This is a genomic window from Feifania hominis (assembly GCF_014384765.1).
Lineage (GTDB): Bacteria > Bacillota > Clostridia > Oscillospirales > Feifaniaceae > Feifania > Feifania hominis.
The window spans coordinates 206,514-219,102 of sequence record NZ_JACRSP010000003.1; the positions used below are offsets into that span (position 1 = coordinate 206,514).

Consider the following 12,589-nt stretch of genomic DNA (forward strand, 5'->3'; position numbering starts at 1 on the left):
AGGTGAGGATATGAGCGCTCACGGCGCTGGCAGAGAAAAGCTCATAAAGACGGCGGCGGCCCTCTTCTGGGTCGCCGTCTGGCAGCTGGCGAGCATGGCGCTCGGAAGCGATTTGCTGCTCGCGTCGCCCGTCGCGGTGGCGCAGTCTCTCGTGCGCATGATGGGCGAGAGCGCGTTCTGGTCGGCGGTCGCCTTTTCCTCGGCGCGCATTGTGGGGGGCTTTGCCCTCGCGGTTGCGGTGGGCTGCCTCGCCGCAGTGCTCGCGGCGGCGTCGCGCGTGGCGCGCGCACTCATTGAGCCGCTGACGGCGGTGATTCAGTCGACGCCGGTCGCCTCGTTTATCATTCTGGCGCTGCTCTGGATCAGCTCGAGGAATCTCGCGGTCTTCATCGCCTTTCTGATGGTCTTTCCGGTCGTTTACCGCAATGTGCTCGAGGGCATCGTGCAGGTCGACGGCAAGCTGCTGCAGATGGCCCGTGTATTCCGGGTGCGCCCCGGCAAGCGCATGCGCTGCATCTATCTGCCGGCGGTGCTGCCCTATTTCACGTCGGCCTGCTCGGTGGGGCTTGGGCTGTGCTGGAAGTCGGGCATCGCCGCCGAGGTCATCGGTCTGCCCACGGGCTCCATCGGCGAGCGGCTCTATCAGGCGAAGATCTATCTGAGCACGGGCGAGCTCTTTGCGTGGACCGTGGCCATCATCGCGGTGAGCGTGGCCTTTGAAAAGCTCTTTTTGTACGCGCTTCGCGCAGCGGGGCGGCGCATTGTGACAGGAGGTGGCGCGCGTGGACATTGAGGTGAGAGATCTCACCAAGAGCTATGGCGGGCGCGTGGCGCTGCGCCCGGTGAGCTTTTGTCTGCCGCAGGGGGGCGTGCTCTACGTGATGGGCGCGTCCGGCGGCGGAAAGACGACGCTGCTGCACCTGATGATGGGCCTTGTGCGCCCCGACGGGGGAACGCTCACGGGCCTTTCGGGCAGACGCCTCGGCGCCGTGTTTCAGGAGAACCGCCTGTGTGAGCAGCTCGACGCGCCGGAGAATGTGGCGCTCGTACCGGGGGGAGACCGCCCGCGCAGGGAGCTGCTCGGACACTTCGCGCGAGTCGGTCTCACCGAGGCCGACTGCAAAAAGCCGGTCTCGCAGCTCTCGGGCGGCCAGAAGCGGCGCGTTGCTATTGTGCGCGCGCTTCTCTCGGACGCCGAGGTGCTCTTTTTCGACGAGCCTTTCAAGGGGCTTGACGCCGAGACCCGCCGCCGGGTCGTCTCATACACGGCGCAGGAGAGACGCGCGCGCAGCATGGTGATCGTCACCCACGACGGGGGGGACCGGGACCTGCTGCCGGGGGCGGAGCTTGTGCTCTCGGGAAATGTGAATAATCCGTGAAAAACCGCAAATTCTGTGGACAAGGCCGCCGCGCGGCGGTATAATAAGAGCCGTTACCCGGCTCTTACGGGTGATTCCGCCGGCAGGCGGACCGGTTCGCAAGTCTGCGGTTTTTTGCTGCGCGGCCGGCTGCCCGCCAAACGTTAGGAGGAAAGACCTTGAAACGCATCAAAAAGGCGCTTGCCGTACTACTCTCTGCCGGTCTGCTGCTCGGGCTCTTCGCGGGATGTTCCTCGAAAGACCCGGTGGTCGCGACCGTGCTCGGGCTCGACATCACCGCCTCGGAATACCGCTACTACCTGAATTTGCAGCGCAGCAGCTACATTGAGGCCACGGGCCTTACCTACGACCAGATCGGGAATGTCGCCATGGACGAAGAGGGAACCACTGTCGAGGAGTTCTCGCGCCAGACGGCGCTGAACCTCTGCGCGGTCAACCGTGTGCTCGACTGGAAGTTTGACGATCTCGGCCTCAAGCTCACCGATGAGGACAACAACACCGTTGAGACCCAGATTGCCAGCCTCAAGAGCTACTATGGCAGCGAGTCCAATTTCAAAAAAATGCTCAAGACCAACAATCTCACCGAGCAGGCGTTTCGCAACGTGCTGATGGCTTCAGTCAAGAGCCAGCGCATCGCGAACTATCTCTACGATGTGGACGGCCCGCAGGAGATCAGCGAGGATGAGATGCGCGAGTATTTCAACGACCAGTTTGTGCGCGTCAAGCAGATTGCCATCAAGACGGTCAACGACGCGGGCGGCGCGCTCGACGAGGAGACCATGAAAGCGCAGGAGCAGCTGTGCTACGACACCATCGACCGCATTCAGAAAAACGGCGAGGACTTTGAGACCGTCATGAGCGAGGTCAGCGAAGACACCGAGATGAAAGACGACCCGGACGGCTACATCTTTGACATCAACGCCGAATACGACGAGCAGTTCATGGAGCTTGCGTTTGGCCTGAAAGAGGGCTACGTGGGTATGGCACAGACCTCGTGGGGCTACTCGATCATCAAGAAGTATCCGCTCGACGACGAGAAGTACTTTGAGGACAACCGCGACTATGTGCTCACCATGATGAAAGGCAAGCGCATCGACGAGCTGGTCGGTCAGCTTGTCGTCGACAACCAGCCGGTGGTCGACGAGGCCGCCCTCGAGGAGGCATCGAAGCTGCCCAGCGAGCTGGCAAAGGCAAATTCATAAGCGATCAAGCCGCGTTTCGACGCGGCTTTTTCACATAATTTGACGCCCGGCGTATACAATGACATTACCCGCGTAACAGGGAGCGATACGGTTTTTCTGGGCAAAGTCAGAGCCCGGCTGTCCCGTCTGCCCTGCCAGACGCTGATTTCGCTCAGGAAAAATTTTGGCGGATCTGCAAATGTGAGAAATTGGCGCTGGCGCCGAGGCGGATTTCCTGCAGACGGACTGCCCCCTGTCCACGCGTGGCAGCGAAAAGAAGGAGTGTGTGACCATGAAACCGATTCTCTATTTCAAAATGGCGAGCTGTCCCTACTGCCGCGAGGCCGACCGCTTTCTCGAGGAACTCAAGGGTGAAAACCCCGCCTACCGGGACATCCCGATGCAGGTGGTGTTTGAGGAGCGCGAACCCGCGCTCGCCGAGCAGTACGACTACTACTATGTGCCGACGTTCTATGTCGACGGCGTCAAGCGCCATGAGGGCGCGCTGACCAGAGAAAAGCTCAAAGCCGTGCTCGACGAGGCTCTCGGCTGAGCCGACTTTTTTCCATTTGCCACTGCATAATTGTTCCAGACTTTACAAATAATATGGCAGGACGAACAAGACCGGCGGGGCGTGGCCCTCAGGGTTGTTGAGACGAAATAAGCCATTATTTGTATTGGAGGAACGACAGGGTTATGAAAGCGACAGGAATTGTCAGGAGAATTGACGATCTGGGGCGCGTCGTCATTCCCAAGGAGATCCGGCGCACCATGCGGATCCGTGAGGGAGCGCCCCTTGAGATCTACACCGACCGCGACGGCGAGGTGATCTTCAAAAAATACTCGCCCGTGGGCGAGCTCTCGGGCTTCTCGGCACAGTATGCCGAGGCCATCAACAAGACGCTGGGGCTGCCGGTGGTCATCACCGACCGCGACGCCACCATTGCGACGGCCGGCGTGCCCAAGCGCGACTACGCCGAGAAGCCGGTGACCACCGCGCTCGACAACGTCATGGAGCGCCGCGCGCTCTACTCCTACAAAAAGGAGGATCTCACCCCCATCCACGTCGTGGACGGGCAGGAGCGCGAGACCGTGCTCGTCGCGGCGCCGGTGCTCGCCGAGGGCGACGTGATCGGCTGCGTGACCATTCTCAGCGGCGAGCAGGCCGCGCGAGCGGGCGAGGTGGAGATCAAAATGGCCCAGGCGGCGGCGCTGTTTCTGGGCAAGCAGCTCGAGGAGTAGCTTTTTGCGCCGGGACACTTGCATTTTCGGCAGCGCTGTGCTATTATGATAACAATAGTTTAGGATGAAAGAGTGGGGTTTCCCACTCTTTCATTGCTGATAGGACGTTTTAGGAGGGGTGGCCTTGCCAAAGCATGCGAACATCCCCGAGCTTGTCACGGGGCTGTGCGAGCCCATCGCGCAGGAGCTCGGCGTGGAGCTGTGGGACGTGGAATTCAAAAAAGAGGGCTCGGACTACTTTCTGAGAATCTACCTCGACCGCGAGGGCGGCATCGACATCGACACCTGCGAGGCGTTCAGCCGGCGCATCAGCGACCTGCTCGACGAGGTCGACCCCATCGAGCAGGGCTACTACCTCGAGGTGTCGTCGGCCGGGCTCGACCGCACTCTCAAACGCGAGCGCGACTTCGAGCGCTTTCTCGGGGCCGTGGTCGACGTAGGGCTCTACCGCAAGTGGGAGAACAGCAAGCAGGTTCAGGGGGAGCTTGCGGCCTTTGACGCAGACAGCATCACCATCCGCCTGGACGAAAAGCCCCCGCGCGAGGTCCGCTTTGAGCGCAGGGACGTCGCGATCGTCAAACTCGCGGTGATCTTTTAAAACAACTTTTTTGACAGAATAGTAACGGAGGAGACAACCATGATTAACAGCGAGCTTTTTGAGGCTCTGGAGCTGCTGGCCAAGGAGACGGGGATCCCCAAGGACTACCTGATGTCGAAGATCGAGGCGGCGCTGCTCTCGGCCTACCGGCGCGACTACGGCGCGCAGGAGAACGTCTCGGTGACGATGAATCCCGAGAAAAACGAGATCAAGCTCATGCAGCGCCGCACGGCCGTGGAAGAGGTCACCGACCCCATCACGGAGATCCAGATCGACGAGGCGCGCAAGATCTCCAAGCGCACGCAGATCGGCGACGAGGTCGAGACCGAGCTCAAGACCAAAAACTTCGGGCGCATCTCGGCTCAGACCGCAAAGCAGGTCATCATTCAGGGCATCCGCGAGGCGGAGCGCGGGCTTGTGTACCAGGAGTTTGTCAGCAAGGAGCAGGAGATTCTCACCGGCGTCGTGCAGCGCGTCGACCCGCGCAGCGTGGTCATCGAGGTCGGCAAGACCGAGCTGTTTTTGATGAGCGGCGAGCAGATTCCCGGCGAGAGCTTCCGCGAGGGGCAGCGTGTGCGCGTGTATGTGGTGGAGGTCAAGTCCACCACCAAGGGGCCGCAGATCATCATCTCGCGCACCCACCCGGGCTTTGTCAAGCGCCTCTTTGAGCTCGAGGTGCCCGAGATCTACGACGGCGTGGTGGAGATTCGCTCCATCTCGCGCGAGGCGGGCTCGCGCACCAAGATCGCCGTCTACTCCAGCGACGAAAACGTCGATCCCATCGGCGCCTGCATCGGGCCGAAGGGCGCACGCGTGTCGAGCATCGTCAGCGAGCTCGGCGGCGAGAAGATCGACATTCTCAAATACAGCGACGACCCGACCGAGTTCATCGCCCAGGCGCTCTCCCCGGCGGAGGTCATCCAGGTGATCCCGCTCGAGGGCGAGAAGAACTGCCGCGTCATCGTGCCGGACGACCAGCTGTCGCTCGCGATCGGCAAGGAGGGGCAGAACGCCCGCCTCGCCGCCAAGCTGACCGGGTACAAAATCGACATCCGCCCGCTGTCGAACGCCGAGTTTTAAACCGCCGAGCGGGAAAGTGAGGCCATCGGATTGAAGACAAAAAAAATACCGCTGAGAATGTGTCTCGGCTGCGGCGAGATGCTCCCGAAGAGAGAGCTCATCCGCGTGGTGAAGTCCAGCGAGGGGGAGATCTCACTCGACGTCACCGGCAAGAAGCCCGGCCGCGGCGCCTACGTCTGCAAAAAGAGCGAGTGCTTCGCCAAAATGCGAAAGTCGAGGCGGCTTGAGTCCAAGCTCGCGGGCGCGATTCCACCCGAGGTCTATGAGAAGCTGGAGGAGGAATTGCAGCAGTATGAATAACCGGTTTTTGTCGCTGCTCGGGCTCGCCTACAAGGCGGGACGGGTCAAGGTCGGCATGGAGGCAGCGCGCAGCGCCCTGGGCCAGAACGAGGCCTGGCTGGTCGTGGCCGCGGCCGATATCACCGAGAAGAACAATCTGAAGCTGCACAACATGCTGCGAAGCGTGGAAGAGCCGCGGGGGGCTGTCATTCGCTGCCCCAACACGGCGGCTGAAGTCGGCGCCGCGCTCGGAAAGCCGCCGGTCATGGCGGCCGCTGTCACCGATCGGGGATTTTCCGAGGCGCTGCGCAAACTGTTGGAAACAGGCACTGGAGGAGGGGACATATGAGTAACATCATCAAATACAGGGTCCACGAGGTCGGCAAGGACTTTGAGCGGACCAGCAAGGAAATCATTGAGACCATCGCCCCGTATTACCCGGGGAACAAAAATCACATGACGTCTCTGGAGGATGCCGAACTCGACATCGTCTTTGAGAAGTTCACGCAGGACAACGCGGTGGAGAGCTTCGAGAAGTACTTTGCCGACACCGAGAAGCCGCCGGAGGAGAAGAAGCCCGCGCCGGCGGCACAAGCCGCGCCGCAGGCGCCGGCAGCCGCGCAGCCTCAGACACAGGCGGCGCCGCAGGCTCCTGCCTCGCCACAAGCGCAAGCCGTGCCGCAGGCACCGGCAGCGCCCCGCCCGCAGGCGGGGCCGCAGCGTCCTCCCATGCAGGGGGCGCCGCGCCCGGCGCAGCAGGGTCAGGGCCGCCCGATGCAGCAGGGTCAGAGACCCGGCGGCCCGCGTCCGGGTCAGCAGGGACAGCGCCCGGGTCAGCCCATGCAGGGCCAGAACCGCCCGCCGATGCGCCCGGGTCAGGCTCCCGCACAGGGGCAGCGTCCGATGGGCGGCCAGCCGCCGCGCCCGGCACAGCCCCAGCGTCCGCAGCAGCCGAGAGTTCAGACCCGCCGCGAGGGCAGCCAGATTGTCGACACCCGCGGCAGCAACGTCGATCTGTCGCGCTACGATGAGAGAATCGACGCGCTGGTACCGGACCGCGTCAAGAATGTGGGCCCGGGCAAGCAGAAGTTTAAAAAGAACAACAACCGCCGCCCGGCGGGCGTGCGCCCGAAAGTGGAGACCGAGGCGGAAAAGCTCAAGCGTCTGGAGCTTGAGAAGGCGAGAAAGGCCACGCTCAAGATCACCATTCCCGACGAGATCGTCGTCAGCGAGCTCGCGACCAGGCTCAAGAAGACCAATGCCGACGTCGTCAAAAAGCTCATGCTGCTCGGCGTGATGGCGAATGCCAACCAGGTCGTCGACTTTGACACGGCGGCGCTCGTCTGCGAGGAGTTCAAGGTTAAATACGAGAGAGAGATTGTTGTCACCATCGAGGAGAGACTGATCGACGACAGTGACGACGCCGATGAGAATCTCGAGCCGAGAAGCCCGGTCGTGGTGGTCATGGGCCACGTCGACCACGGCAAGACCTCGCTGCTCGATGCCATCCGTGACGCGCATGTCACCGCCACCGAGGCGGGCGGCATCACCCAGCACATCGGCGCATACAAGGTCAACAAAAACGGCCGCGACATCACATTCCTCGACACCCCCGGCCACGCCGCTTTCACCGCCATGCGCGCGCGCGGCGCGAACATCACCGACATTGCGATTCTGGTCGTCGCGGCGGACGACGGCATCATGCCGCAGACCGTCGAGGCCATCAACCACGCAAAGGCCGCCGGCGTGTCAATCATCGTGGCCATCAACAAGATGGATAAGCCCGAGGCGAACCCCGAGCGCGTCAAGCAGGCACTCACCGAGCACGGTCTGGTGCCGGAGGAGTGGGGCGGCGACGTGATCTGCGTGCCGGTCTCGGCGCTCAAGCACGAGGGCATTGAAGAGCTGCTCGAGATGGTGCTGCTCACCGCCGACATGCTCGACCTCAAGGCGAACCCGAACCGCGCGGCCAAGGGAACGGTCGTCGAAGCCAAGCTCGACAAGGGCCGCGGCCCGGTCGCGACTCTGCTGGTGCAAAACGGCACGCTCCATGCGGGCGACGTCATCATCGCGGGCACGGTCGTGGGCCGTGTGCGCGCCATGACCGACGACAAGGGCCGCAAGATCACCGACGCGCCGCCCTCCACGCCGGTGGAGATCATCGGTCTGTCCGACGTGCCGGCGGCGGGCGACATCTTCCACGCGGTGGCGGACGAGAAGATGGCGCGCGAGCTCGCTGAGCAGCGCCGCCAGGAGGAGAAGGAGAAACAGTTCAAGTCGACGCAGAAAGTGTCGCTCGACGATCTGTTCAGCCAGATTCAGCAGGGCGAGATCAAGGATCTCAACATCATCGTCAAGGCTGACGTACAGGGCTCGGTGGAGGCCGTGAAGACCTCGCTTGAGCGCCTGTCGAACGACGAGGTGCGCGTGCGGGTCATCCACGGCGGCGTGGGCGCCATCACCGATTCCGACCTGATGCTCGCCAACGCCTCGAACGCCATCATCGTGGGCTTCAACGTGCGCCCCGACGCGCAGACGCGTGAAAACGCCCACGCGCAGAACGTCGACATCCGCACCTACCGCGTCATCTACGAGTGCATCGAGGAGATCGAGACTGCCATGAAGGGCATGCTCGCGCCGAAGTACCGCGAGAATGTCCTCGGCCACGCCGAGGTGCGCCAGACGTTCAAGGTGTCGGGCATCGGCACCATCGCGGGCTGCTACGTCACCGACGGCAAGATCGTGCGAAACGCCAAGGTGCGCGTGCTGCGCGACAGCGTGGTCATCGCCGAGACCGAGCTCGACTCGCTCAAGCGCTTCAAGGACGACGCCAAGGAAGTGGCCCAGGGTTACGAGTGCGGTATGGGCCTTGTGCGCTACAACGACATCAAGGAGGGCGACGTGATCGAGGCCTACGTGATGGAGGAGTACCGCGAGTAACGAAAACTTTTCAAACCCGCCCGGAGAACTTCGGGCGGGTTTGGGGCATCTTAATAGAGAAATTTGATAAGGAGGTGCGCCCTATGGCAAAATACCGCAGCGGCAGGATTGACGAGGAGGTCAAACGGGAGCTTGCGGCTGTCATCCGCGAGCTCAAGGATCCGCGCATTCCGCTGATGACGAGCGTGGTCAAGGTCCATGTGACGCCCGACCTGAAATTTGCCAAGGCCTATGTCAGCATCATGGGCGACGACGAAGCCGTCCGCGAGGCTGTGAAAGGACTTCAGAGCGCGGCGGGCTTTGTGCGCCGCGAGATCGGCGCGCGGCTCGCTCTGCGCTACACGCCGCAGTTTACCTTTGTGGCGGACGATTCCATCGCGCACGGCGCACACATCGCAAAGCTCCTGCGGGAGATTGACACAGACGGAGGTGACCAGAGTGGAGAGGACAGCAGCATTCTGGAGGAATAGGCAGCTCGCGGCCGAGCTTTTGAAAGCGGCCGACGACATTCTGCTCATCACGCACCGCAGGCCGGACGGCGACACGCTCGGCTCCGCCGTCGCGCTCGCCGACGCTCTGCGTCAGAGGGGAAAGCTCGTCCAGGTAGTCTGCTCGGATGAGGTGACACCGAAGTACCGCTTTCTCACCGGCGGTGAGAGCGCTCTGCGCCAGAGCATTGCCCCGCGCTTTGTGGTGGCGGTCGATGTGGCCGACGAGAGCATGTTCGGCGGGGAGCTTGCCCGCTTTGCGGGGCAGGTGGACCTTGTGATCGACCACCACGGCTCAAATGCCGGCTACGGCAGGCGCTGCAATCTGATTGAACCGGGCTATGCCGCGACGGGCGAGCTCGTCTATGAGCTCATCGGCGAGCTCGGCGCGACGCTGACGACTGAGATGGCACGCGCTCTCTACACCGCGATTTCGACCGACACCGGCTGTTTTCGCTTTGCGAACACCACGGCGAACACCCATGCGGTGGCGGCCGCTCTCATGGAGACCGGCTTTGACCCGGGCGAGCTCAACTACGAGCTCTTCATGGTGAAGAGCCGCACCCGCATTCAGGTGGAGGCCGCCGCATATAAGACGCTTCGCTTTTACCACGGCGGGCGCGTCGCAGGCACCCATATCACAGCGCAGCAGATGGCGGCGCTCGGAGCGAACGAGGACGACGTGGACAATCTTGTGGCCATTCCGCGGGCGGTCGAGGGCGTTGTGATCGGCTTTTCGCTCAGAGAGTGCGGCCCGGACGAGTACAAGGTCTCGGTGCGCACAAATGCCCCGGTAGACGCCGCACGGCTCTGCATGCGCTTCGGCGGCGGCGGGCATCTGCGCGCCGCGGGCTGCACACTGCACGCGCCGCTCGACGAGGCGCTGCGCCTGTTTGTCGAGGCGGCGGGCGGGGAGCTTGCCGCCTGCGGGGAGTAGGTGGCGCGGTGGCGGAACTCTGCGGACTTTTAAATCTCAACAAGCCCGCCGGCATCTCCTCCTTTTTTGCCGCGCGCAAGGCGGCGAGAATCGTGGGAGCCCGGAAGTGCGGTCACACGGGCACACTCGATCCGGCGGCGGACGGCGTGCTCGTCGTGCTGCTCGGGCGGGCGACCAAATTTTCCGAATACATCATGGCGGCGCGCAAGACCTACCGCGCGGCCTTTCAGCTCGGCGTTGCGACCGATACGCTCGATTTGACGGGCGAGGTGACGGCCCGCGGGGCGTTCGCCCACCTCACGGCGGGGGACATCGAGGCGCTGCTGCCGCGCTTTCGGGGGACTATCACCCAGACGCCGCCGATGTACTCGGCCGTTCAGGTCGACGGGCGGCGGCTCTACGATCTGGCGCGGCAGGGAGTTGAAGTGGAGCGCGAGGCGCGAGAAGTCGAGGTGGAGGAGCTCACGCTTCTCAGCTACGACGCGGCCTCGGGCAGCGGAGAGCTGCGCATCGCCTGCGGCAAGGGCACCTATGTGCGCACGCTGATCGACGATCTCGGGCGTGCGCTCGGCTGCGGCGCCGCGATGGGGCGGCTGACCCGCGAGCGAAACGGCGCATTTTCTCTTGAGGACGCCGTCGGCTTTGACGAGCTTGAGGCGCTGGTCAAAGACGGCGGTCTCGGGCGGCACATTGTGAGCATTGAGAGCTATTTCTCCGAACTGCCCCGCTTCGCGCCGGACGATTTTTTCGCAAGGCTTCTGCAAAATGGCCTCTCGGTTGCGCAGCGCAAAATGGGCACCGCCGTCCCCGAGGGGGAGCTGTGCAACCTCTACGACCGCGCGGGGCGCTATTACGGCCTTGCAAAGGGCGTCGTGCGCGGGGGCGAGCTCTGCCTCTATCTCGAAAAACGGGTGTGATTATGGAGCGAATCAAACTGACTGACAACCGGGTGAGCGGCCCCGTGGTCGTGGCCCTCGGAAATTTTGACGGGCTGCACCTCGGCCACAGAGAGCTGATTGAAAGAGCCGTGGGCGAGGCGCGCCGACGGGGCGGGCGAAGCGTGGTGTACACCTTTGACCGGCACCCCGAGAATGTGCTCACCGGGCGCACGGTGACGCCCTACCTGATGACGCGCGAGCAGAAGATCGCGCGCCTGCGCGAATTCGGGGTGGACGAGGTCTGCTTTGAGCACTTCACCCGCGCGTTTGCCGATATGAGCCCCGCGGAATTTGTCGAATCGGTTCTGGTGGACGCGCTCGGAGCGGCCTGCGCCGTAGTCGGCTTCAACTACCACTTCGGCAGCCGGGGCAGCGGCGACGCGGCGGCTCTGCGGCAGCTCTGCGCGGCGCACGGGATGGACTGCGAGATCGTCGACGGACTCACCCGCGACGGCATTGTCATCAGCTCCTCGCACATCCGCACGCTGATTCTCGCGGGGGATGTGGCGGGGGCAAACGAGCTTCTGGGCTACCCTTTTACGCTGACGGGGCCTGTGCTCCACGGAAAGAAGCTCGGGCGCACGCTCGGCGCGCCGACCATCAACCAGCGCTTTCACGAGGGGTCGATCACCCCGGCCTACGGCGTCTACGTGACGACGGCCGAGATCGGCGGCGCGCTCTACCGCGGGGTCACCAACGTCGGCATCCGCCCGACGGTGGAGGACACGCAGCAACTCAACGCCGAGACCTACGTCATGGACTTTGAGCGGGAGATCTACGGCGAGAGCGTCACCGTGCGCTTTCTCGAGGCCATCCGGCCGGAGCGGCGCTTTGCGTCGATCGAGGCGCTTCGCGAACAGCTCATGCGCGACATCGAGACGGCCCGGCAGTACTTTGCGAAAAACGCTCTGTAGAAAGCGCGCCAGGGGCTTTACAAACAGCGACAGGCCTGATATAATTTATAAGCACATCTGTGCCCATAGAATACTCACGGCGCGGTCTGCGGGATATGTCCTGTCATTACAGGGTCTCCCGCCGCAGACTATGTCGCGAGCGAATGAAAACGGAGGAACGAACATGTTAAAAGAGCAGAAGACCCAGATCATCGAGCAAAACCGCATCCACGAGACCGACACCGGCTCGCCCGAGGTTCAGATCGCCATTCTCACCGAGAAGATCAACCACTTAAACGAGCACCTCAAAATCAACAAGAAAGACCATCATTCCAGAAGAGGTCTGCTCAAAATGGTCGGTAAGAGAAGAAGCCTTCTCAACTACCTCATGAAGAAGGACATCAACCGCTATCGCGCCATCATCGAGAAGCTCGGCATCAGAAAGTAATAGGTGAAAGAGGGACTTTTTGTATAAAAAGTCCCTTTCGCATATGCCCCCGCGGGCGCCGGCCGCCCGCGGGTCACTCACAAAAAAGACGGGATGACGGCACATTTAGCAATTACACAAGCCCCCGCACGGCGGGAATTTGTGTAAATGCTAACTGCGTCGGTCCCGCGCAATGGAGGGAAATTC

General features: G+C 62.7%; 15 protein-coding genes. All 15 read left to right on the forward strand.

All coding sequences use genetic code 11. The features are described 5' to 3' along the window. Nucleotides 1–10: 10 nt before the first annotated feature. The 15 genes from H8695_RS08035 to rpsO all read left to right on the forward strand — a co-directional run bounded on the left by H8695_RS08035 (nucleotide 11) and on the right by rpsO (nucleotide 12,403). Nucleotides 11–793: an ABC transporter permease gene (locus H8695_RS08035; RefSeq protein ID WP_249300471.1), complete on the forward strand. Its 783-nt coding sequence runs from the start codon at nucleotides 11–13 to the stop codon at nucleotides 791–793. Then, on the forward strand, nucleotides 783–1,379 hold the full coding sequence (locus H8695_RS08040; RefSeq protein WP_249300472.1) for an ATP-binding cassette domain-containing protein: 597 nt from the start codon (nucleotides 783–785) through the stop codon (nucleotides 1,377–1,379). The genes H8695_RS08035 and H8695_RS08040 overlap by 11 nt, the downstream gene beginning before the upstream one ends. Before the next feature lie 158 nt (nucleotides 1,380–1,537). After that, nucleotides 1,538–2,581 (forward strand): SurA N-terminal domain-containing protein, encoded by a 1,044-nt coding sequence (locus H8695_RS08045; RefSeq protein WP_249300473.1) that lies wholly within the window; start codon nucleotides 1,538–1,540, stop codon nucleotides 2,579–2,581. Between the two features lie 271 nt (nucleotides 2,582–2,852). Beyond that, on the forward strand, nucleotides 2,853–3,113 hold the full coding sequence (locus tag H8695_RS08050) for a thioredoxin family protein (protein WP_249300474.1): 261 nt from the start codon (nucleotides 2,853–2,855) through the stop codon (nucleotides 3,111–3,113). 143 nt (nucleotides 3,114–3,256) lie between these two features. Beyond that, nucleotides 3,257–3,802 (forward strand): stage V sporulation T C-terminal domain-containing protein, encoded by a 546-nt coding sequence (locus H8695_RS08055; protein WP_249300475.1) that lies wholly within the window; start codon nucleotides 3,257–3,259, stop codon nucleotides 3,800–3,802. 124 nt (nucleotides 3,803–3,926) lie between these two features. After that, a complete protein-coding gene (locus tag H8695_RS08060; RefSeq protein ID WP_283243649.1) occupies nucleotides 3,927–4,400 on the forward strand; it encodes a ribosome maturation factor RimP in 474 nt (157 codons plus the stop codon). Between the two features lie 39 nt (nucleotides 4,401–4,439). Then, complete coding sequence (gene nusA / locus H8695_RS08065; RefSeq protein ID WP_249300477.1) at nucleotides 4,440–5,480, forward strand: transcription termination factor NusA; 1,041 nt, start codon at nucleotides 4,440–4,442, stop codon at nucleotides 5,478–5,480. Between the two features lie 30 nt (nucleotides 5,481–5,510). Further along, complete coding sequence (rnpM, locus tag H8695_RS08070) at nucleotides 5,511–5,780, forward strand: RNase P modulator RnpM (RefSeq protein WP_283243650.1); 270 nt, start codon at nucleotides 5,511–5,513, stop codon at nucleotides 5,778–5,780. Beyond that, nucleotides 5,773–6,108, forward strand: coding sequence for a L7Ae/L30e/S12e/Gadd45 family ribosomal protein (locus H8695_RS08075; protein ID WP_249300478.1), 336 nt, complete (start codon nucleotides 5,773–5,775; stop codon nucleotides 6,106–6,108). The genes rnpM and H8695_RS08075 overlap by 8 nt, the downstream gene beginning before the upstream one ends. After that, nucleotides 6,105–8,699 (forward strand): translation initiation factor IF-2, encoded by a 2,595-nt coding sequence (gene infB / locus H8695_RS08080; RefSeq protein ID WP_249300479.1) that lies wholly within the window; start codon nucleotides 6,105–6,107, stop codon nucleotides 8,697–8,699. The genes H8695_RS08075 and infB overlap by 4 nt, the downstream gene beginning before the upstream one ends. A gap of 83 nt (nucleotides 8,700–8,782) precedes the next feature. Next, nucleotides 8,783–9,169 (forward strand): 30S ribosome-binding factor RbfA, encoded by a 387-nt coding sequence (gene rbfA / locus H8695_RS08085; protein WP_249300480.1) that lies wholly within the window; start codon nucleotides 8,783–8,785, stop codon nucleotides 9,167–9,169. Next, on the forward strand, nucleotides 9,138–10,124 hold the full coding sequence (locus tag H8695_RS08090; RefSeq protein WP_249300481.1) for a DHH family phosphoesterase: 987 nt from the start codon (nucleotides 9,138–9,140) through the stop codon (nucleotides 10,122–10,124). Before rbfA ends, H8695_RS08090 begins: the two co-directional genes overlap by 32 nt. Before the next feature lie 8 nt (nucleotides 10,125–10,132). Beyond that, a complete protein-coding gene (gene truB, locus H8695_RS08095) occupies nucleotides 10,133–11,041 on the forward strand; it encodes a tRNA pseudouridine(55) synthase TruB (RefSeq protein WP_249300482.1) in 909 nt (302 codons plus the stop codon). 2 nt (nucleotides 11,042–11,043) lie between these two features. Then, entirely contained in the window at nucleotides 11,044–11,976 is a 933-nt protein-coding gene (locus H8695_RS08100) for a bifunctional riboflavin kinase/FAD synthetase (RefSeq protein WP_249300483.1), read from the forward strand. A 163-nt stretch (nucleotides 11,977–12,139) separates the two neighbouring features. Continuing rightward, nucleotides 12,140–12,403: a 30S ribosomal protein S15 gene (gene rpsO, locus H8695_RS08105; protein ID WP_249300484.1), complete on the forward strand. Its 264-nt coding sequence runs from the start codon at nucleotides 12,140–12,142 to the stop codon at nucleotides 12,401–12,403. Nucleotides 12,404–12,589 lie beyond the last annotated feature (186 nt).